At 60.2% G+C, this 19,405-nt stretch carries 19 protein-coding genes and 1 pseudogene; 8 read left to right on the top strand and 12 right to left on the bottom strand.

Going from position 1 to position 19,405, the window contains the following annotated elements:
* The coding region (locus HHL24_RS39945; RefSeq protein ID WP_169488292.1) for a helix-turn-helix domain-containing protein at positions 1-219 on the bottom strand (219 nt) is incomplete at its 3' end.
* Positions 220-309: 90 nt separating this feature from the next.
* Between HHL24_RS39945 and HHL24_RS39940 the strand changes: the two are divergent.
* From HHL24_RS39940 to HHL24_RS39930, 3 genes and pseudogenes are all read left to right on the top strand, one after another.
* Positions 310-651: pseudogene (locus HHL24_RS39940) on the top strand (AAA-type ATPase lid domain-containing protein); the annotation flags it as partial.
* 242 nt (positions 652-893) lie between these two features.
* On the top strand, positions 894-1,760 hold the full coding sequence (locus tag HHL24_RS39935; RefSeq protein ID WP_230417775.1) for a hypothetical protein: 867 nt from the start codon (positions 894-896) through the stop codon (positions 1,758-1,760).
* A gap of 22 nt (positions 1,761-1,782) precedes the next feature.
* Complete coding sequence (locus tag HHL24_RS39930) at positions 1,783-2,370, top strand: hypothetical protein (RefSeq protein WP_169490788.1); 588 nt, start codon at positions 1,783-1,785, stop codon at positions 2,368-2,370.
* A 21-nt stretch (positions 2,371-2,391) separates the two neighbouring features.
* Here HHL24_RS39930 and HHL24_RS39925 read toward each other — a convergent pair whose 3' ends face one another.
* The 4 genes from HHL24_RS39925 to HHL24_RS39910 all read right to left on the bottom strand — a co-directional run bounded on the left by HHL24_RS39925 (position 2,392) and on the right by HHL24_RS39910 (position 6,552).
* On the bottom strand, positions 2,392-3,003 hold the full coding sequence (locus tag HHL24_RS39925) for a glutathione S-transferase family protein (protein ID WP_169490787.1): 612 nt from the start codon (positions 3,001-3,003) through the stop codon (positions 2,392-2,394).
* A 174-nt stretch (positions 3,004-3,177) separates the two neighbouring features.
* Positions 3,178-4,155 carry a zinc-binding dehydrogenase gene (locus HHL24_RS39920; RefSeq protein WP_169490786.1) on the bottom strand — a complete coding sequence of 326 codons (978 nt, stop codon included), beginning with the start codon at positions 4,153-4,155 and terminating at the stop codon, positions 3,178-3,180.
* A 332-nt stretch (positions 4,156-4,487) separates the two neighbouring features.
* Positions 4,488-5,078: a TetR/AcrR family transcriptional regulator gene (locus HHL24_RS39915; RefSeq protein WP_169490785.1), complete on the bottom strand. Its 591-nt coding sequence runs from the start codon at positions 5,076-5,078 to the stop codon at positions 4,488-4,490.
* A gap of 217 nt (positions 5,079-5,295) precedes the next feature.
* A complete protein-coding gene (locus HHL24_RS39910) occupies positions 5,296-6,552 on the bottom strand; it encodes a flavin-dependent oxidoreductase (protein WP_169490784.1) in 1,257 nt (418 codons plus the stop codon).
* A gap of 298 nt (positions 6,553-6,850) precedes the next feature.
* Between HHL24_RS39910 and gtdA the strand changes: the two genes are divergently transcribed.
* From gtdA to HHL24_RS39890, 4 genes are all read left to right on the top strand, one after another.
* Positions 6,851-7,903: a gentisate 1,2-dioxygenase gene (gene gtdA, locus HHL24_RS39905; RefSeq protein WP_169490783.1), complete on the top strand. Its 1,053-nt coding sequence runs from the start codon at positions 6,851-6,853 to the stop codon at positions 7,901-7,903.
* Positions 7,904-7,964: 61 nt separating this feature from the next.
* Positions 7,965-8,663, top strand: a complete 699-nt coding sequence (locus HHL24_RS39900; RefSeq protein ID WP_169490782.1) for a fumarylacetoacetate hydrolase family protein — start codon at positions 7,965-7,967, stop codon at positions 8,661-8,663.
* Positions 8,664-8,722: 59 nt separating this feature from the next.
* The gene (maiA, locus tag HHL24_RS39895) at positions 8,723-9,367 is read left to right on the top strand and encodes a maleylacetoacetate isomerase (RefSeq protein WP_169490781.1); all 645 of its coding nucleotides are present in this window, start codon (positions 8,723-8,725) and stop codon (positions 9,365-9,367) included.
* Between the two features lie 121 nt (positions 9,368-9,488).
* Positions 9,489-9,977 (top strand): MarR family winged helix-turn-helix transcriptional regulator, encoded by a 489-nt coding sequence (locus HHL24_RS39890; RefSeq protein WP_169490780.1) that lies wholly within the window; start codon positions 9,489-9,491, stop codon positions 9,975-9,977.
* Positions 9,978-10,066: 89 nt separating this feature from the next.
* Here the strand turns inward: HHL24_RS39890 and HHL24_RS39885 are convergent, their stop codons facing one another.
* Positions 10,067-11,656 carry an ABC transporter substrate-binding protein gene (locus tag HHL24_RS39885; protein ID WP_169490779.1) on the bottom strand — a complete coding sequence of 530 codons (1,590 nt, stop codon included), beginning with the start codon at positions 11,654-11,656 and terminating at the stop codon, positions 10,067-10,069.
* A gap of 389 nt (positions 11,657-12,045) precedes the next feature.
* On the opposite strand from HHL24_RS39885, the gene HHL24_RS39880 reads away from it, so the two are divergent.
* Entirely contained in the window at positions 12,046-13,128 is a 1,083-nt protein-coding gene (locus HHL24_RS39880; protein ID WP_169490778.1) for a porin, read from the top strand.
* A 211-nt stretch (positions 13,129-13,339) separates the two neighbouring features.
* On the opposite strand, the gene HHL24_RS39875 is transcribed toward HHL24_RS39880, so the two are convergent.
* The 6 genes from HHL24_RS39875 to HHL24_RS39850 all read right to left on the bottom strand — a co-directional run bounded on the left by HHL24_RS39875 (position 13,340) and on the right by HHL24_RS39850 (position 19,392).
* A complete protein-coding gene (locus HHL24_RS39875; RefSeq protein WP_169490777.1) occupies positions 13,340-14,329 on the bottom strand; it encodes an ABC transporter ATP-binding protein in 990 nt (329 codons plus the stop codon).
* Entirely contained in the window at positions 14,326-15,312 is a 987-nt protein-coding gene (locus HHL24_RS39870; RefSeq protein WP_169490776.1) for an ABC transporter ATP-binding protein, read from the bottom strand. Before HHL24_RS39870 ends, HHL24_RS39875 begins: the two co-directional genes overlap by 4 nt.
* On the bottom strand, positions 15,309-16,184 hold the full coding sequence (locus HHL24_RS39865; RefSeq protein ID WP_169490790.1) for an ABC transporter permease: 876 nt from the start codon (positions 16,182-16,184) through the stop codon (positions 15,309-15,311). The genes HHL24_RS39870 and HHL24_RS39865 overlap by 4 nt, the downstream gene beginning before the upstream one ends.
* A gap of 115 nt (positions 16,185-16,299) precedes the next feature.
* Positions 16,300-17,277, bottom strand: coding sequence for an ABC transporter permease (locus HHL24_RS39860; RefSeq protein WP_169490775.1), 978 nt, complete (start codon positions 17,275-17,277; stop codon positions 16,300-16,302).
* 142 nt (positions 17,278-17,419) lie between these two features.
* Positions 17,420-18,547: a histidinol-phosphate transaminase gene (gene hisC, locus HHL24_RS39855; protein WP_169490774.1), complete on the bottom strand. Its 1,128-nt coding sequence runs from the start codon at positions 18,545-18,547 to the stop codon at positions 17,420-17,422.
* Between the two features lie 80 nt (positions 18,548-18,627).
* Complete coding sequence (locus HHL24_RS39850) at positions 18,628-19,392, bottom strand: HD domain-containing protein (protein ID WP_169490773.1); 765 nt, start codon at positions 19,390-19,392, stop codon at positions 18,628-18,630.
* Positions 19,393-19,405: the final 13 nt, after the last annotated feature.

The following is a 19,405-nucleotide window of genomic DNA, read 5'->3' as shown; positions in this document are numbered from 1 at the left end:
AAGCCCCTGAGCGACAAACCGCTTCTTCCAGTGCGTGATCGCCGGTGGCGTCACTTCGCACTGCATCGCAATTTCCGTGGTGGTGTGACCGTCAGCGGCCATCAGGACAATCTTTGCCCGACGCACCAGAGAATGAGGCAACGAACGCGAGCGACTCATGGACAGCAGCTGTTCTCGCTCCAGTTCCGACACTACAACCTCGATCCCCTTGCGTCCCATGATCGCCTCCTGTTCGTCACGAACTTGATCATAGAACAATACAAATTTACGTAAAGTTATTTCTGGGACGGAACACTAGCGGGGCCCGCGCGAACCTTGAGCGGCGATGCCGAACGACGCCTCCTCGCGTACGCGTGGCCAGGCAACGTGCGCGAGTTGAAGAACGCGATGGAACGTGTCGCAGCGCTCGCGCGCGGCCCGCTCGTGACCGAAGACGATCTGGCTTTTCTGAGTACGCCGCGCGCTTCGGCCGGCGAGATTCCCACTGCGCTGCTCGATCTGCCGCTGCCCCAGGCGATCGAATGGCTGGAACGCGCGGCCATCGAACGCGCGTTGCAGCAGACCGTGGGCAATCGCGCCGAAGCGGCGCGCCGCCTCGGCATCAGCCGCCAGTCGCTCTATACGAAGATGGCGGCTTATAAGCTCGGCTAACGGTCCATCGCAACAAGCTGCTGAGATGTCGGCTTTGAGCGTCTGCCCAGTGTCCATGTGGCAACGGTTGCTGAGACATCTGATTCGAACATCCGCCCGTGTCCATGTAGCAGACACCCTCCGTCCAGCGAGCCGACACCGGCAGGTCGCCGCCTGGACGTAGAGCCTTATGCGACAAGGCTGTTCCGCATGGCATAACGCTTGCAAAGACTCCTGCACGACATTGTCGAAGGAGTCTAGCGATGAACCGTCTCAACCCGATCGTGCGCGCGCAGGCAGCGTTCGCCGTGATCGCAGCGACCGCTGCCTGCGCGGCGCAGCCCGCGTCCCCACCGGACAGCGGCCCGATGCCGCCGCCCCCGCCGAGTGCCGGCGGTTCGATACCACCTTCCCCGCCAAACGCCGGTCGTGCAATACCACCTCCTGCACCGAGCGCCGGCGGTGCAATACCACCTGCTGCACCGAACGCCAGCGGTGCGATGGCGCCTGCTGCACCGAACGCCAATGCTTCGATGCCGCCCCCACCTCCGCGAGCCGGCGGTCCGCGCGACGGCGTGCCCACTACGGTGAGCGGTGTCGTTAGGCGCTTTTTAATCAACCCCGAAGGCGATGTCGACGGACTTCTGCTGGCCGACACGACTCTCGTATCGTTTCCACCGCATATCGGCAATCAGGTGGCCGCCGCGATTGCGCCGGGCGACACCGTCAATGTGAGCGGCCTTGCGCAGCCAGGCGGAAGCCTGAAGGCCAGACAGATCGCCGACGCGAAGAACGGCCGCAGCATCGTCGATCAACCGCCGCCTGCCGATGCACCGCGTCTGCCGAAATCGCTCGCCGGCGTCGGGCTTGTCAAGCTCAATGCCACGGGCCGCGTACTGCGTGTGACCAGCGCGCCGCGCGGCGAACCGGACGGCGTGCTGCTCACCGATGGCACTGTCATCAAACTGACGCCCCCAGCCGCCGCGCAATTCGCCAGTCTGTTGCAACCGGGCGCGACGATCGCGGCGCAAGGCTACGGCACGCGCAATCGCTACGGCGAGTCGCTCCAGGCGACCGCGTTCGGCACGCCCGGCAATCTCACCGTGCTTTACGGCAATTTGCCCCAGTAACCTTCGAACAAGGAGCCCAACCATGCATTGGATCGATCCCGCCTGCCTGCCCGAAACGCGCGGCAAAGTCGTACTGTTCCTGCTCAATCCGCACGGCGACGCCGACGGCTTCATTCTTCAGCACGCCGGCGGTACGCAACAGCAGGTTCATTTCCCACCGCATCTGGGCAAACAGATCGCACGGCACATTGCGCCAGGCGACAGCGTACGCGTACGTGGCGTGAAACCACGCGGCGCCGACCTCGTCGCGGCCGTCTCGCTCGTCACGAAGCAAGGCGTCGAGATCGTCGACGAAGGTCCACCCCATCGTGAGCATGGCCCGAAGCACGAACACGGGCATCGGCATGAACACGGCGGCGAGCCGATGGACGTGCAAGGCGAAGTTGTGATGCCGCTCTGTGGGCCGAAAGGAGAATTGCGCGGCGCGTTACTGGAGGACGGCACGTCGCTGCGCATGCCACCGCATGCCGCCGCCGAACTCGTCGAGTATCTGACGCCAGGCGTGCATGTGCAGGCCTGGGGACAGGGTGTGAAGAACAAGTCCGGCTGCACCGTGGATGTTCACGACATCGCCGAATTGATCGATGAGGAAGCCGGACTGGAGGTTTAAGCGCTCGTGGAAAGTAGGCGCTTACGCGCCGCCCTTTTCCATCGCGCGTTGGTACGCGGGGCGCGCTTCGATACGATCGACAAACGCAGTGATATTCGGGAACGCGTCGCGTCCGCAAAACTTCAGGCACGTCTGAGCCACGAACGAGAGTTGGATATCGACACCCGTCAATTCATCGCCCATGAAGTAGTCGCGGCCGGCCAGTTCCTGATTCAGAAAACCCAGGTGATTCTGCAACTCACTTTCGATTCTGGGTTGTAACGGAGCAGCACCGTCGCCAAGACGTGCCGTGTAAACCTTCAACATCAGCGGCAGCATGGCGGAGCCTTCCGCATAGTGCAGAAACTGCGCGTAACGGTCGTACGCGTCGGTTCCGTATGCCGGAGCAAGGCGGCCGTCGCCATGGCGGCGAATCAGATAGTCCACGATCGCGCCCGACTCGAACACCACCTTTTCGCCGTCACGAATCACCGGGGCCTTGCCCAGCGGATGGATCGCCGTCAGTTCCGGCGGAGCGAGACGGGTCTCCGGATTCCGTTGATATTGAACCAGCTGATAATCGAGGCCGAGTTCTTCCAGCAGCCAGGTAATGCGGCGCGAACGGGATTCGTTGAGGTGATGGACTTCGATCATGGATTGGCTTTGAGTCGGTGAGAGAAAGTGCGACCAATGCCTGCTCCGAAACCGCTCGACGATTCGTCGTGGGCAGACATTGGAAGGATCTTGTGAACTTGCAGCGGCATGACACTGCACGGCACAACGTTGTGCGCCGATACAGCGAAACGCCTCAGCTCGTTAGTCTGCTCGTTAGAAGCGCAGCAGCACCTTGCCCTTGCGTGCGCTCTTCTCGCTCGCCGCTGCCGCTTGCGCCGCGTTCTCGACATCGAAGACGGCTTCGACCGGCAGCTTCAACTCGCCCGACGCAGCTAGCGTCAGCAGCTCGCCGATCATTCGCGCTTTATCCGCGCCCGAGGTGACCTCGGAAATCTTGCTCGCCCAGAAACCCTTGACGGTCGCCTGCTTGAAGATCGCGTCGCCGGAGTTAAGCCGCATCGGCTGACCGGACATGGCGCCAAACGAGACCAGCGTGCCGTTTTCGCCAAGCAGACTGAAGATGTCGCCGCTGGCATCGCCACCCACCGAATCCACACCCGCCGCGAGCGGCGCATCGCCGACGATGCCGCGAACCTGCTTCTTCCAGCCATCGCTTTCGGTCGACACCGCGTTGCCGATGCCCACCTCGGCTAATTCCGCAATGCCCGTCTCACGCCGGACCAGATTGACCACATTGATGCCGCGCGCGTTGGCCAGCATCGCCAGGGTCTTACCGACCGCACCGTTCGCCGTGTTCTGAATGAACCACTGACCGGGTTCCAGATGCAGATATTCCAGCAACATCACCGCGCTCAACGGCATGGCGATCAACTGGCAACCTACTTCGTCGTTAATCGCGTCGGGCAGCGGGATGACTGCTGCCGCCGGCGCCAGAACGTAATCGGCCCAGGCTTCGTAGATGCCGGCCACCACCACGCGTTGGCCCAGCTTCACGTGTTCGACACCCTCGCCGATCGCGTCGATCACGCCGGCAACTTCAGTGCCGCCTACGGCCGGCAGTTGCGGCTTATAGCCGTATTGACCGCGAATCGTCCACAGGTCGTGATTGTGGATCGGCGACAAGGTCGATTTGATGCGCACCTGCCCCGCGCCGGGATTCGGCGTGGGACGTTCCGCGACCTGCAGCACGTCAGCGGGATTGTCGAAAGAGGAATAGACAACGCTACGCACAATCAATCTCCTGGAATGTGCAACGATAAGGACTCCGTTCTGCGCGGAGCCGGCGGTTCTGCGAGTGCTTCTCAGCGTTCTTTTCTGAGTGCTTCTGAAAATGGTTCTGCGAGTGCTGCTCTGAGCGTTTCTGCCAATGGTTTTGTGAATACTGCTCTGAGCGCTTCTGCCAATGCTTCTGTGTGTACTGCTCTGAGCGCTTCTGCAAATGGTTCTGCGAGTACTGCTCTGAGCGCGTCTACAAATGGTTCTGCGAGTGCTTCCCTGAGTGCTTCGGTGGGTGCCTCTGTCCCAGGAATTTCAATAGCACCAAGGCCGTGGCCGCAGCAATGTCATGCCGCGCGCAGTACGCTCTGTGTGACCGCCATGGCTTGCGCCATCGCACTTCCATCCTGTCTCAGCTTGGTGACGAGCGCGGCACCGAGCCACATGTGATACAGGAGTTCTGCGGCTTCTTTGGCCCTGATCTCCGGCGAAAGCGAGCCGTCTGCCTGGCCCTCTTCGATCACGGACGCGAGACGGACCATAAGGCGGTCGACGCCGTCGCGCAACACGACGCGCATCTCGTCGGACAGGTCACCAACTTCCGCGCTCAGCTTCACGACCAGACACTTTTCGTCGCCGTCCTGGGCGAGTTGTGCCTGCTGCCACGCGGCCCAATAACTCAGCAGCTTGTCACGGCCGTTGACACCGGGCTGACCGAACAGCGCGTCGAGGCGCGCGGCGTAGTCGGCAACGTACTGCTGCAGCAACTCGCTGCCGAACGATTCCTTCGAACCGAAGTAGTGATAGAACGACCCCTTCGGGATCTCGGCGGTCGTCAGAATCTCGTTCAGCCCGACCGCAACAAAACCTTTTCGGGCGATCAGGGCACGCCCGGCGTCGAGGATGTGCCTGCGAATGTGGGGATGGCTAGCTCTCATAGGGACCGGATTATGGCCTCAATTAGACCAGTCGTCTATAGAGTCAGAGAGCGAGGGGGAATGGCCGGCTACTTGCTTAAGATTGCCTCGCCGCCGTGTACGTGGTAGCGATTGCCTCAGGGACCATCGTGACCCCGCGCGGCGGCGCTATTGAAGCGGCCGATCCAGGCGGCCGCCGCCTCCTGACCGGCGGCGTCACTTCACCCAACCTCACCCATCACCCGACCCGTTGCTTCGCCTTCAGATCGTCGAGATGGAAACCGGCGACCGTCTTGTACTGATTGGCGATCTGGCTTAGCTCTTCCGCGCTGACCACATCTTCGATCCGCTCGAAGCGCTGCCCCTGCGTGCGCTCGTAGACCACCTGCAAAACCCGGTCGGGCGGCGCCTTACGGTTCATCAGCACAACGTCGCCGGTCGCCTTGACGCGCGCTCGATCATAGGTAAGCAGCGCCTCCTCGCAGACGCCCAGCTCCGCGCAACGGTCTGCCAGAAAGCGCGCGTCCAGAATCGCCTGCCCGGCACCGTTCGAGCCACGCGGCACCATCGGATGCGCCGCGTCCCCCAATAGCGTGATGCGGCCGAATGTCCAGCGCGGCAGCGGATCCTGATCGACCATCGGATATTCCAGAATCGTCTCCGTCGCTTCGATCATCGCGGCCACGTCCAGCCAGTCGAAATGCCAGTCCGCGAATGCAGGGAAGAAATCGGCGAGGCGCCCTTTTCCATTCCAGTCGCGGCGTGCGGGCTGCGGCGCCTCGATTTCGGCGACCCAGTTCACCAACTGATTGCCCGCGGCATCCACGTTATCGCGGATCGGATAAATGACCATCTTGCCGTGCGTCAGCCAGCCGGCACGCACCATGCTGCCACCGGTGAGGAACGGCGGCGCTACGATCGTTCCGCGCCACATGTTGAAACCGGAATAGCGCGGCGCGCCTTCGTTCGGATAGAACTGTTTCCGAATCGCCGAGTGAATGCCGTCGCACGCCACAATCGCCGCGCCGCTAGCGAGATGATCGTTTCCGGCGCTATCGGCAAAGCGCGCCATTGCGCCTGTTTCGTCCTGGGTAGCGCTGACACATCGACGGTCTGTCACGACGCTGTCCGGCCCCAGACGTTCAAGCACCGCTTTGAGCAATACGCTCTGCAGATCCCCGCGATGAATCGAGAACTGCGGATGATCGTAACCGGCGAAACGTCCAGCCGGCTCGCGATAGATCAGTTGCCCGTGGCGATTGAAAAACACCGACTCCTGCGTCGTCACACCGACTGCAGCCAACTCGGGGAGCAAATCGAGTTCCGCCAGTTCACGCGTCGCATGCGGCAGCAGGTTGATCCCGACCCCGAGCGGCCTGATTTCAGGCGCTGCTTCGAAAATTCGGCTCGCGATGCCTGCCTTGTGCAACGTCAGCGCCAGCGTCAACCCGCCAATCCCCGCACCAACGATGACGACCTCACTATCTTTTTTCATCTGTCTCCTCTTTCGTGATGAGCGCGGAGCAGCGCGCCATTGAATCCGTCTCCCGTGTTGCACGGTTATCGGCAATTTACGCAGACGTCTGCCGAAATATAGTGAGCCATTCCTGCTTCGTCAAGCGGTTCATCCGGACAACGGAATTCATTTGACACGATGATCAAGATTCAATATCTTTTGACATACGTCTGCCGATTATTCGTCAGAACACCGTCATACATCCTCACGTATCGCCGGATATACCTACGCCATTCGACGAGACACGGTGGTTCCAGAAAAGGACAGGAGACAAGCAATGAATACCGACCTTCCCACGTCAGACAGGAAAGCTTTCTACGAGCAGATCCGCGAACTCAACATGATTCCCCTGTGGGAATCGCTTAGCACGCTGGTGCCGCATCAGCCCAATGGACCCTGCGTGCCCGCGCTGTGGAAATGGCGTGATGTGCTGCCCTACATCGAGCAGGCCGGCACATTGATCACCGCTGAGGAAGCAGTGCGCCGCGTGCTCGTGCTCGAGAACCCCGCGCTGCCCGGCTACGCCAGCGTGACACAATCGCTCTATGCCGGATTGCAGCTGATTCTGCCGGGCGAGGTAGCGCCGGCCCACCGCCACGTGCAATCGGCGTTGCGCTTCATCGTCCATGGCCGTGGCGCTTATACGGCAGTCGACGGTGAACGCACAACCATGATGCCGGGCGACTTCATCATTACCCCGAGCTGGACCTGGCACGATCACGGCAACGACGGCATTGACGGCCGCAGCGAACCGGTCGTCTGGCTCGACGGCCTGGATATTCCGATGATTCGCTTCTTCGACGCAGGCTTCGAGGAAAAAAGCACGGCAATGTCGCAACGCGTGACCCGTCCCGAAGGAAATGCGCTCGCGCGCTACGGACACAACCTGTTGCCGGTCGACTATCAGCCTTCATCGCCGACCTCGCCCATTTTCAGCTACCCGTACGACCGCACGCGCGAAGTGCTCGAGCGCCTCTATCGCGATGGTGACGTCGACGCATGGCATGGTGTCAAGCTGCGCTACGTCAACCCTGCAACCGGCGGCTGGCCGATGCCGACGCTTGCCACGTTCATGCAGTATCTGCCGGCCGGTTTCTCAGGCAAACCGTTCCGCAGTACCGACGGCGCCGTGTATTCGGTCGTCGAGGGAACCGGACGGGCAGTCATCGACGGGCAAAGCTTCGAATTCGGCCCGAAGGATCACTTCGTCGTGCCGTCATGGAAAACATTCACGCTGCACGCGAACGACGATGCGGTGCTGTTCAGCTTTTCGGACCGACCAGTGCAAACCGCGCTCAACATTCTGCGCGAAGAAAAGCTGGACGCGTGAATGCGCGCCTTGACGACCGCGCTGGTCAGCATCCAACACAATCACACATGGAGAATATTCAATGAATCTGGTCTTTGAGTCCGCGCCCGCGGTAACGGTCCCGGTTGCCGGTTCGGACGACGCGTTTCCCGTCCGTCGCATCTACTGCGTCGGGCGCAACTACGCCGCCCATGCGCGCGAGATGGGCTTCGATCCGGACCGCGAGCCGCCTTTCTTCTTCTGCAAGCCGGCCGACGCGATCGTTTATGTCGCACCGGGCACCACGGGAGAATTTCCGTACCCGCCGGAAACGGACAACTGCCACTACGAAATGGAACTGGTCGCTGCAATCGGCAAGGGTGGTAAAAATATCTCCGTCGACGACGCACTCGATCACGTGTTTGGCTACGCACTCGGACTCGATATGACGCGCCGCGATCTGCAAATAGAGATGCGAAAAATGGGCCGCCCATGGGATATCGGCAAGGCGTTCGATCGCTCCGCGCCAATCGGCCCACTGCATCGCACTGAACAGACGGGTCATCTGAAGGACGGCGCGATCTGGCTGAACGTCAACGGCACCTCGAAGCAACGCGCGGACGTCTCGCAACTAATCTGGTCGGTCGCGGAAACGATCGCGTATCTGTCTCGCTTCTTCGAACTGGTGCCGGGCGATCTGATCTATACCGGCACGCCGGAAGGCGTTGGCGCCGTGATCAAGGGCGATACGATGCATGGCGGCATCGACGGTCTCGGCGAACTCCAGGTCAAAGTGGTCTGAACGACTCACGTCACAACGGAGCGTAACGCTCGTCATGCTCCGTTCATCGAGGATATCCCGTGCAGCTTCACAATTTTTTCCGTAGCTCCGCATCGTATCGGGTGCGAATTGCGCTAGGTCTGAAAGGCCTGCCATTCGATTACATCCCCGTCCATCTGTCGCGCGACGGGGGTGAGCAGTTTGCGCCCGCCTATCGTTCGCTCAGTCCGGAGGCGCTCGTCCCGGTGCTCAGGAACGGCGAAGTGTCGCTCCATCAGTCGCTGGCGATCATCGAGTACCTGGACGAACTGCATCCCGAACCGCCGCTACTACCGCGCGACCCGCTCGGCCGCGCCACTGTGCGTGCTCTGGCTTTGGACATCGCGTGCGACATCCATCCTCTCAACAATCTGCGTGTGCTCAAATACCTTGGCGATACAGCCGGACTAACAAAAGAAGCGCGAGACGCCTGGTATCACCACTGGGTCCACACGGGTTTTTCCGCGCTGGAAACAAGGCTTGCACACAGTCACACGACCGGTCAGTTCTGCTACGGCGATCAACCGACGCTAGCCGATCTCACGCTCGTGCCGCAGGTTTTCAACGCCCAACGTTTTAACGTCGACCTGAGTGCCTACCCGGTGCTTGGCCGCATCGCGCAGCGCTGCATGCAGTTGCCGGCATTCACTGCGGCAGCGCCCGGGCAGCAGCCTGACGCACAGTAATCCGCGCGGATGACGCCCCTCATCCGCCCCACTCTGCGGCATCCCGTCCGCACTGCGCGATAATATCGGTCAGTCACACTTGCCGCCCGACCGCGGGCGGCCCACTTCCCTATACGAGTCCATGGCAAAGAACCCTGTGGCGCGCGATGCACGCCAGACTCCGCTCGACCGTCTGTACGCCCGTCCCGGCTTCATGATCCGGCGTGCCCACCAGATCTCGACCGACCTCTTCATCGAAGCCTGCGCTGCGCTCGACATGACGCCCAGCCAATACGGCGTGCTGTATATCCTGTTCCACAGCGGCCCGCTCGAACAGATTGGCATCGCACGTCTGATCGGCCTCGACCGCTCGACCACCGCGCTCGTCGTCAAGATTCTGAGCGAGCGCGGCCTGCTCGAAAAAGCAAAAAGCGAAACAGACCAGCGCAAAGTGGAAATCTCGCTCACTGAAGCAGGACGGCAATGCTTCCGCCAATGCGAGCGCTATGCGCAGAAATCGGTCGAAGCGCTGCTCGCGCCGTTCGATCCGGCCGAGCGCACGCAATTTCTCGCGCTGCTCGACAAGTTCGTTTCGCACTTCAACGACAACACGCGCGTGACATTGGGATAAAACGAATCGGCGAGCTCGCGCTCGCCGATTCGTCCGCCGCTTGCGCCGCTCTTGCAGCTTCGCTAGAGACGCACAGCGGCGCTTGCAGATTACTTCGCCGGTGCGGCGTCGAACCCGTACATCTGCGAATCGACGCGCGGCACGATATGAATCCCGTCACGCGCGGCGAAAGTGGAAACCTGCAGATGGGTCGGGATGATGCCCACTTGATCGTGCAAGACCTTCGACGTTTCCTGGTAAAGCGCATCGCGCTTCGCATTGTCGACCGTCGCCAGCCCCGCATTCAACGGTTTCCAGAAGTTCGACGAATCGTACGTCTGGATATTGATCTTGCGGAACGGATTGTTGGTCGGATTAGAGAACAGCGATTCGAGCTGCACGCCCATGTCGCCCGCATCCGCGCCCCAGCCGATCATGAAGAAGCCCAGCTGCAGTTGGTTCACGCGCGAGATAAACGTACCCATCGGTTGCGTCTCGACCTTGGTCTTGCAACCGATGCGCGTCAGCATCTGCGCGACACCCTGCGCCAGTTGCGAGTCATTGACGTAGCGATCGTTCGGCGCAAAGAGCGTCAGCGAAAAGCACTCGGGATAGCCGGCTTCAGCCAGCAGTTTCTTCGCTTCATCGGGCTTGTACGGATCGGGCGGCAGCGCCGGGTTGTAGCCGAACATCGTGCTCGGCACGCTGTTCTGCGTCGCCACGCCCAAGCCTTGCAGCACGCGGTCCACCAGCACCTGACGGTTGATCGCCAAAGAGAACGCACGGCGCACGCGCACATCCTTGAACGGATTCTTGCCCAAGGGCTTACCGTTGTTGTCCGTCACATACGGCGCGTTGTCGTTTAGCTGATTCATCACCCAGAAGACCATCAAGGTGCTGGGCTTCGTGTAGACGGCAAGCTTTTTGTCAGCCTTGATGCGCGTGACGTCCGCGCTGGGTACATCGATCACCGCGTCGACGTCGCCCGACAGGATCGCCGCCACGCGCGCCGCCGCATTCGGCAGAATCCGCACGGTCACCTTGTCATAGGCCGGCTTGTCGCCCCAATAAGCGTCGTTGCGGACGAGTTCAACGCGATCGCCCCGCAAAAAGCGGGAGAACTTGTAAGGCCCCGTGCCGACGAGACCGTTGCCGGTTTCGAAGTCTTCGCTCTTGAGTCCCTGCGTGTCTTTCTTCGACAGCATGAAGATCATCGACAGATAGTTTGGCAGCACAGCCAGCGGCCGGGCCGTGGTCAGCTTGACCGTGTACGGATCGATCACCTCCACCTTGGTGATGTCTTTCGTGAAAACGCCGAACGTAGCCGGCGAATTGGTCAGCGTGTCAGGACGCGCGAGCGAATAGACCACATCGTCCGCCGTGAACGACGAGCCGTCCTGGAACTTGACGTTCTTGCGCAGCTTGATTTCCCACGTCTTGTCGTCGAGCGGCTTCCACGATTCGGCGAGCCCAGGCTGCAACCGGCCGTCTGGCGACATGTCGATCAACGGCTCGAACACATTGCGCGCAACGTTGCGGTTGCCAGGCAAATTGGCGAACTGCGGATCGAGAGACGTGACGTCTGCGCTGACCCCGTACTTGAACTCCGCTGCACCTGCATTCTGCTGCACGAACACGCTCGCGGCCAGCGCACCGGCCATGACTGCCAGCCGGCCCCAGCCCCGCAAAGTTGTTCCCATCTCCGTCTCCTATATGTGCAGAACCCGCAAGGGTACCTGCTTTATTGAGGAAGCCGTTATCGGCTCCCATCTGAAACCAGCGTACCGAACTGAACCGACGCTCAATAACGGCAAGTGTGCGGCGTCGTCACTTCGTGTTTACGAGCATCTTCATCGCCTCAAAATGCCTTCTGTATAACTATATTATCGTTATACACTTCTATCGAAGTCAAGCACTGCTCAAGTTGATGACGGGCGATGCAGGACCGCCGCGCAGCCTTTCGTTCACACAACGAAATGGTTGCACTTGCAACAGGTTGAGAGACAGGAACAACTGCGAACGAAGCCTCGAAAACATGCGGCATCTTTAACAAACTTAGCGCAGACTATTCATGGAAAGGAGACAAACAATGAGAAAGACCCTCGCCGTACCACTTGCTGCCGTGTCACTTTGTACTTTTGCAGCGGGTGCACAGGCGCAGAGCAGTGTGACGATTTACGGGATCGTCGACTCGGGCATCAGCTACGTTAGTAATAGCAACGGTCATTCCGCGTGGGTCTTCGACACGGGCGTCCCACAGGGCAACCGCCTCGGCTTCCAGGGTACGGAAGACCTCGGCGGCGGTATGAAAGCGCTGTTTCGCCTTGAGAACGGCTTCAACCTGAACAACGGCAGCATGGGTCAGGGTGGCCTCATGTTCGGGCGCCAGGCTTACGTCGGCCTGTCGAATCAGATCGGTACACTGACACTGGGCCATCAGTACGACTTCATGGGCGACATCATCGGCAACTACTCGATTGCCTACGTCGCCGGCGTGTATGCGTTCCATCCGGGTGACTACGATCGCGTGTCGGGCGACCGGTTGGATAACACGGTCAAATTCGTCAGCAACAATTTCGGCGGCTTCACCGCTGGCGCGATGTACGGCTTCGGTAATACGGCGGGCAACTTCCATCAGAACAGCTCGATGAGTTTCGGCCTGACCTACGATCGTGGCCCGCTCAGTCTCGGCGCAGCCTATACGGATATCAATAACTTCAGCATCAATCCGACCAACGATCTGGGCGTCAGCACGCTATTCGGCCAGCCGCTAACAGGCAGCCCGATCGTGGCGGACAGCATGAAGACATGGGGGCTCGGCGGCAGCTATTCGATCGGCAACGTCGGCATCATGGCGAACTACACCGGCACGCGGATCTCGTATATGGGCAATTCGGCGACACTGAGCACCCTGGAAGGAAGCTTGCTGTACCACTTCACACCGGCGCTGGTCGCTGGCGCGGGGTACACCTATTCGAAGCTCGAAAGTTCACACTGGGGCCAGACGTCAGTCGGAATCGACTACTTCCTGTCGAAACGCACCGACCTGTATGCCCAGGTGAACTATCAACTGGCGAGCGGTGACGGTACGCGTGCGGTCATTCTGACGCTGCCGACGTCGAGTACCAACAAGCAGGTCGTGGCGGGTATTGGCATCCGCCACAAGTTCTGATGGATTGATCGCGAGACGTGCCGCTCGATGGCGAGAGTCGAGCGGCACACATTTATGCCGGCGCAAGCCGGCTTTTTTGTGCCGCTGGAATTAGGGCTCACGCGAACTCACTACCTCACCTTTGCACCGCCCATAAAAAAGCCCGGTGTGAACCGCCAGCATCGCTGCTGTACGATTCACACCGGGCCAGAGTTCAAGCGTGCCGGTGACGTCAGTCGATCAGATGACACGCTGCGAATTGCCCATCGACGGCTTGCTTCAATTCGGGCACAACCTCCTTGCAAACGGGCAACGCGTGTGGGCAGCGCGGATGGAAATGGCAACCCGAAGGCGGATTCATCGGCGACGGAATCTCGCCCTTGATTGCATAGAAGGTCTTCTTGCGCTTGTCGAGCGAAGGCACTTCCGCCAGCAATGCCTGCGTGTAAGGATGCCGCGGATTCTGATAGACCTGCTCGGTCGGTCCCGATTCGACAATCTTGCCGAGATACATCACGACAATGCGATCCGCGATATGGCGCACCACGCCCAGATCGTGACTGATGAACAGATACGTCAAACCTAGCTCTTCGCGCAGCTTGATAAACAGATTCAGCACCTGTGCCTGAATTGACACGTCGAGTGCCGCCACCGATTCATCGCAAACGAGAAACTTCGGACTCACCGATAGCGCACGCGCGATACCGATACGTGCACGCTGGCCACCCGAGAACTGATGGGCGAAGCGGTCCATCGAATCCGGATCGAGGCCCACCCGTTCAAATAGCGCGCCGACAAAATCGCGTGTATCTGCTTTACGAATGAAGCCGTGCACGTGCGCCCCCTCCGCGACGATATCCGCGGCCCGCATGCGCGGATTGAGTGACGCGTACGGATCCTGGAAGATCATCTGGATATCGAGTTCGGCGCGATTGCGCTCGCGCCGTCCGAGCGCCGCCATATCCGTGTCCTGCCAGTAGCGTTTGCCGCTCGTCGGCCAGTAGACGCCGGCCGCCAGGCGGCCGACCGTCGATTTACCGCAGCCCGATTCGCCGACCAGCCCGACCACCTCGCCGGCGCTCACACTCAGGCTCAGATCGGTGACCGCATGTACGCCCTTCGGCGGCTGCCGTCCGGTGACTGCCCGGACGAAGCGCCCGGTCGCATCCTGTCTGGGCGCGAACGTCTTCGTGACGTTACGCAATTCAAGCAGCGGGGTCATGCAATCTCCTCGTTTTCATCGACGACGGGCCGGATACAGCGAACCATGTGGCCGTCGTGGTCAATCGATTCGGCAATCTCATGCGCGCATTCGGGCACCGCGGATGAACAGCGCGTGCGGAACGCACAGCCGCCGCCTAACGCGAGCAGCGAAGGCGGCGCACCGGGAATCTGCCGCAGCATCACGCCTTTGGGATTGCGGCTCGGAATCGAATTCATCAACCCACGCGTATACGGATGACGCGGCGTATCGAGCACCTGATCGACGCTGCCGTATTCGGCGATCCTGCCGCCGTACATCACGCACACGCGATCCGCGAGCCCCGCGACCACCGACAGGTCGTGCGTGATCCAGATCAACGCCGTGCCCGAGTTGCGGCAAAGCTGCTGAATCTCACCGAGAATCTGCGCCTGAATGGTGACGTCGAGTGCGGTAGTCGGTTCGTCGGCGATCACCACCTCGGGCCGGTTGATCAACGCAATCGCAATCGCGACGCGCTGACGCATGCCGCCGGAGAACTGATGCGGATAACACTTCAGACGCTCGTCCGGCGCGGGGATGCCGACCTGCGCAAGCGCCATGCGCGCTTCGTCGAGCGCCGCGCGACGGCTCATCGGCCGGTGCGCGAGCACCGCCTCGACCATCTGTGTATCGATACGCAGCACGGGGTTGAGCGTCATCATCGGATCCTGGAAAATCATCGAGATCCGGTTGCCGCGAATCTTGCGCCATTGCGCTTCGGTGCATGCGGCGAGCTCCTCACCCGCAAGCTTGATGCTGCCACTCACCACCTTGCCTGGGGGATCGATCAAACCCATGATCGAATAACCGGTTTGCGATTTACCGGACCCGGACTCGCCGACCACGCCAAGAATTTCGCCACGCTCGACGCTAAAACTCACACCGTTCACCGCCTTCACGATGCCGCGCGGTGTCGTGAAGTGGGTGCACAGATTATCCACCTGCAATGCGGGCTGAGTCATTTCTTCAACCTCGGGTTGAGCACATCGCGCAGGCGATCCGCCATCAGATTCAGGCACAGCATCAGCAACAGCAACGCGACGCCGGGGAAAACGCTAATCCAGTAAGAACCGGACAGCAGGTAGTTATAGCCGTTCGAAATCAGCAGACCGAGCGACGGCTCCGTAATAGGCAGCCCGAGACCAAGAAACGACAGCGTCGCCTCAAGCGAGATCGTGGTCGCCATCTGCACAGTTGCGACGACCAGCAGCGGCGGCACGCAGTTGGGCAGGACATGGCGAAAGATAATCCGCGCGTCGCTAAGTTTCAGGCAGCGCGCCGCCTCGACATATTCCTTGCGCAACTCGACGAGTGCGGAGCCGCGCGCGGTACGCGCATACACCGCCCATTGAACCAGCACGAGTGCATAGATGATCTTGTCGACGCCCTTGCCGAATGCAGCGATGAACACCAGCGCAATCAGAATCGAAGGAAACGAAAGCTGGATGTCGGCGAGCCGCATGATCAGCGCATCGACCTTGCGTCCATAGAATGCGCCGACGAGACCCAGCGCAACACCGATGACCAGCGCGAGCACGGTACAGGCGAGGCTCACATACAGGCTCGTGCGCATGCCATAAAGAATCGCAGACAACATGTCGCGCCCCTGGTCGTCGGTGCCGAGCCAGTAGATATGAGCGCCCATCGACGCATGCGCAAGCGGCGGAAGCTGCGAATCGCCAAGGTCGAGCTGTGCAAGGTCATAAGGATTCTGCGGCGCAATCCACGGCGCGAATACCGCCAGCGCAGCAATCGCGATAAATAGCACCAGTCCCGTGAGCGCAAGTTTGCTCTGACGGAATTCACTCCATAGGGCGCTCAGTTGACCACCCATGCGTGCAAACCGATGTGGACGTTTCACCGGTTTAGCCGCGGAAATGGTGGAAGCGGCGGATACAGCAGTTTGGGCGCGCGGTTCGGCCACGGTCGTTCCTGTGGTGGGTCCCATGTCAATTCACCTCCGCCGTCACCGAGATGCGCGGATCGAGCAGCGAATACAGAATGTCCACGACCAGATTGATCAGCATATAGATTGCCCCGACGGTCAGCAGATAGGCAATGACCACCGGGCGATCGAGCGCATTGATCGAATCGATCAGCAGTTTGCCCATGCCCGGCCACGCGAACACGGTTTCCGTGACGATCGAAAAAGCGATCAACCCTCCCAGGTTGATGCCGATCACCGTCACGAGCGGGATCATGATGTTCTTCAGGATATGCACGCCGACAATGCGCGATGCGCTCAGCCCTTTGGCTCGCGCGAACTTGACGTAGTCGGTCAGCGCGGTTTCACGCGTCGACGAATACGCGAGCCGGATAATCAGCGCGATGTTGAAGAGTGCGAGATTCAGCGCTGGCAACAGCAGGTGCTTCCAGCCGTCGAGCGTCAGAAAGCTCACCTGCATGCCGAGCCATGAGGTCGTGGTGCCGCGCCCACCTGAGGGCAACCAGCCGAGGATCACCGAGCAGACGAGAATCAGAATCAGGCCGACCCAGAACGTCGGCAAACTGAAACCTATCGTCGACGATGCGGTAATGATGCGCGAGGAGAGTTTTTCAGGGCGCAATCCCGCGACCATGCCAAGCGGAATACCGATGACGATTGCCATCAGCATGGCAATCACCGATAACTCGAGCGTCGCGGGCATCCGCGAGACGATCATCTGCGCAACCGGTGCGCCCGTCAGGAACGAGGTGCCGAAGTCGCCGCGCAACGAGTGTGTGAGGAAATGCCAGTACTGGAGCCACCACGGCTGATCCAGTCCGAGCGATGCGATGATGCGTGTGCGCATCTCGGGTGTGGCGCTGTCGGGGACCATCAGCGCAATCGGGTCGCCCACCACGTAGACGCCGGCAAACACGAGCAGCGACATCGCCCAAAGCGCAAGGACGCTCTGGAACAGTCTCCGCAGAATAAACTCAAGCATGGATTGTCTCGCTCCAACGGGGGAATGACTTCAAGCGACAGGACTTGTGTTTGCCTGCTTGTGGCCACGGATGCTGCGGGCAGTGCGTGGCCGGGCTTTGTCTCTAAAGTATAATATAGTTTAATTTAGGTGAGTTTCTATCTCACGCGTTGACCACCACGAGTTCACGCAACGCCGTAAAGAACCTTTCGTTTTCCTGCGGCAAGCCGACCGTGACGCGCAGCCACTCGCCGAGCCCGTAGTCCACGACCTTGCGGACAATGATGCCGCGCCTGAGCAGTGCATCGAACAACTCGGCCGAATTACCCACCTTGATAACGACGAAATTACCCTGGCTTTTCACATACGGGAGCCGAAGCGCGTCGCAGACCTCGTAGAACCGTTCGATCCCTTCACGATTCAGGCGATACGACTCGTTCAGATAGTCGTCGTCGTTCAATGCGGCGATAGCGGCGGCCTGCGCCAGCGAATTGACATTGAACGTCTGCCGCACACGATTCAGAAGATCGGTGACGTAGGGCGTTGCGATTGCAAAACCGACCCGCAGACCAGCCAGCCCGAATGCCTTCGAGAATGTTCGCGACACAACGAGATTTGGATAGCGCCGCACGAGTTCGGTACTGTCGTAACGATGGTGCGGCTCGAGATACTCGTTATACGCCTCGTCGAGCAGCACAACGACATTAGCCGGGATACGATCGAGAAACGAGGTCAGTTCGTCGACAGTGAAGAACGTTCCGGTCGGGTTGTTCGGATTCGCGAGGTACACCACGCGCGTCGCAGCGTTGACCGCCAGGGCCATGGCGTCGAGATCGTGGCCGTAGTTTTTGGCGGGCACGGCGACCATCCGCGCGCCGGTTGCCTTGACCGCGTTCTGCCACGCCATAAATGCGTATTGCGACGACACGGCATTGCAATCGCTATCCAGTTGCGCAGCCTGCAGAAATGCACGTGCGACGAGTTCGAGAATGTCACTCGAACCATTGCCAAGCGTGATCCAGTTGCGTTCGACGTTGTATTTCTGACCCAGCGCTACTTTCAGCGCATGACCGTTCGGATCGGGGTAGCGTGCCCCGCTGTTGACGATCGCGTCGATCGCCGCGCGTGCTTTCGGCGGCATGCCGAGCGGATTTTCATTCGATGCGAGCTTGATGATGCTGGCTTCCGGCAGTCCGTACTCGCGCGCCGTTTCTTCGATGGGTTTGCCTGCCTGATAGGGCTTCAACGAGCCGATGTAGGTGGGAGCGACAGGACGCAATTCGTTTGTCATGGGAACACCTTTGCTGACTTCAATAGAGGAATGAGGATGAGTGGCGCGCCGCCGGCGCACCATTCGCAGCCACCGGGCTATTACAGGAACTTCGTCGGCCAGATCATCGCGCGCCAGATATGCGCCGACGGACTGCCGTCGAAGCCGAGTCCTTCCTTCGGCTGCCGGAAATTGCGTCCGATGATGTCGACGAAATCGTCGAGACTCACTACCGCGTTCGGATCGAATGAATAGATGTCGTGCAGCGTGATCGAGCGGCTCGACATATACCACTTGTGATTGCGCGCGTATTCGTAGTCGCGCTGGATATACGGCTCAGGCTCATAGTCCTTGCCGAAATAGCGCAGATACGCGTCCGGATATCCGTAACCCACCGATTCATCCGCGAAAAAACGCAGCGCCTGGTGATACTGGATGGCCCAGCTGACCTCTTCATCCACATACGGCGCGATCATCTGCGCGCCCCAGTAGCCATGATCGCCACGAATGAAACCTGCCACGCTGATGTCATGCAACAGGCAGGCCAACACGATCTTCTCGTTCTGCCCGGCCTTCAATGCGTGCGTCGCGCTTTGCAGTACGTGATTGGCCGGCCCGAAGCGGTACTTGAAAAAGTCGATCAACGTGGGCTTCGACGGCATCTTCTGCAGGCGAGGATCGTCACCCATCATGAAGGGGCCCGTGCCCGGCGGTGGAGGAATCGCCTGGGTCGGATCGCGGTCGCCTGACGTGTAGATCACTGATTTCACCACGCGCCGGTCCAGCTCCGCGATCATCTCGTGTTCTAGCGCGTCGGCGCGCTCGGAAAGCGTAGGCTCATGCCTACTTGCGGTTTGATTGCTCATTGCGATTGCTCCT

Origin of the sequence: Paraburkholderia polaris (genome assembly GCF_012927345.1) — a bacterium.
Lineage (GTDB): Bacteria > Pseudomonadota > Gammaproteobacteria > Burkholderiales > Burkholderiaceae > Paraburkholderia > Paraburkholderia polaris.
The sequence above is the reverse complement of the archived record's forward strand: the minus strand, read 5'-3'. Positions and strand labels throughout refer to the sequence as shown.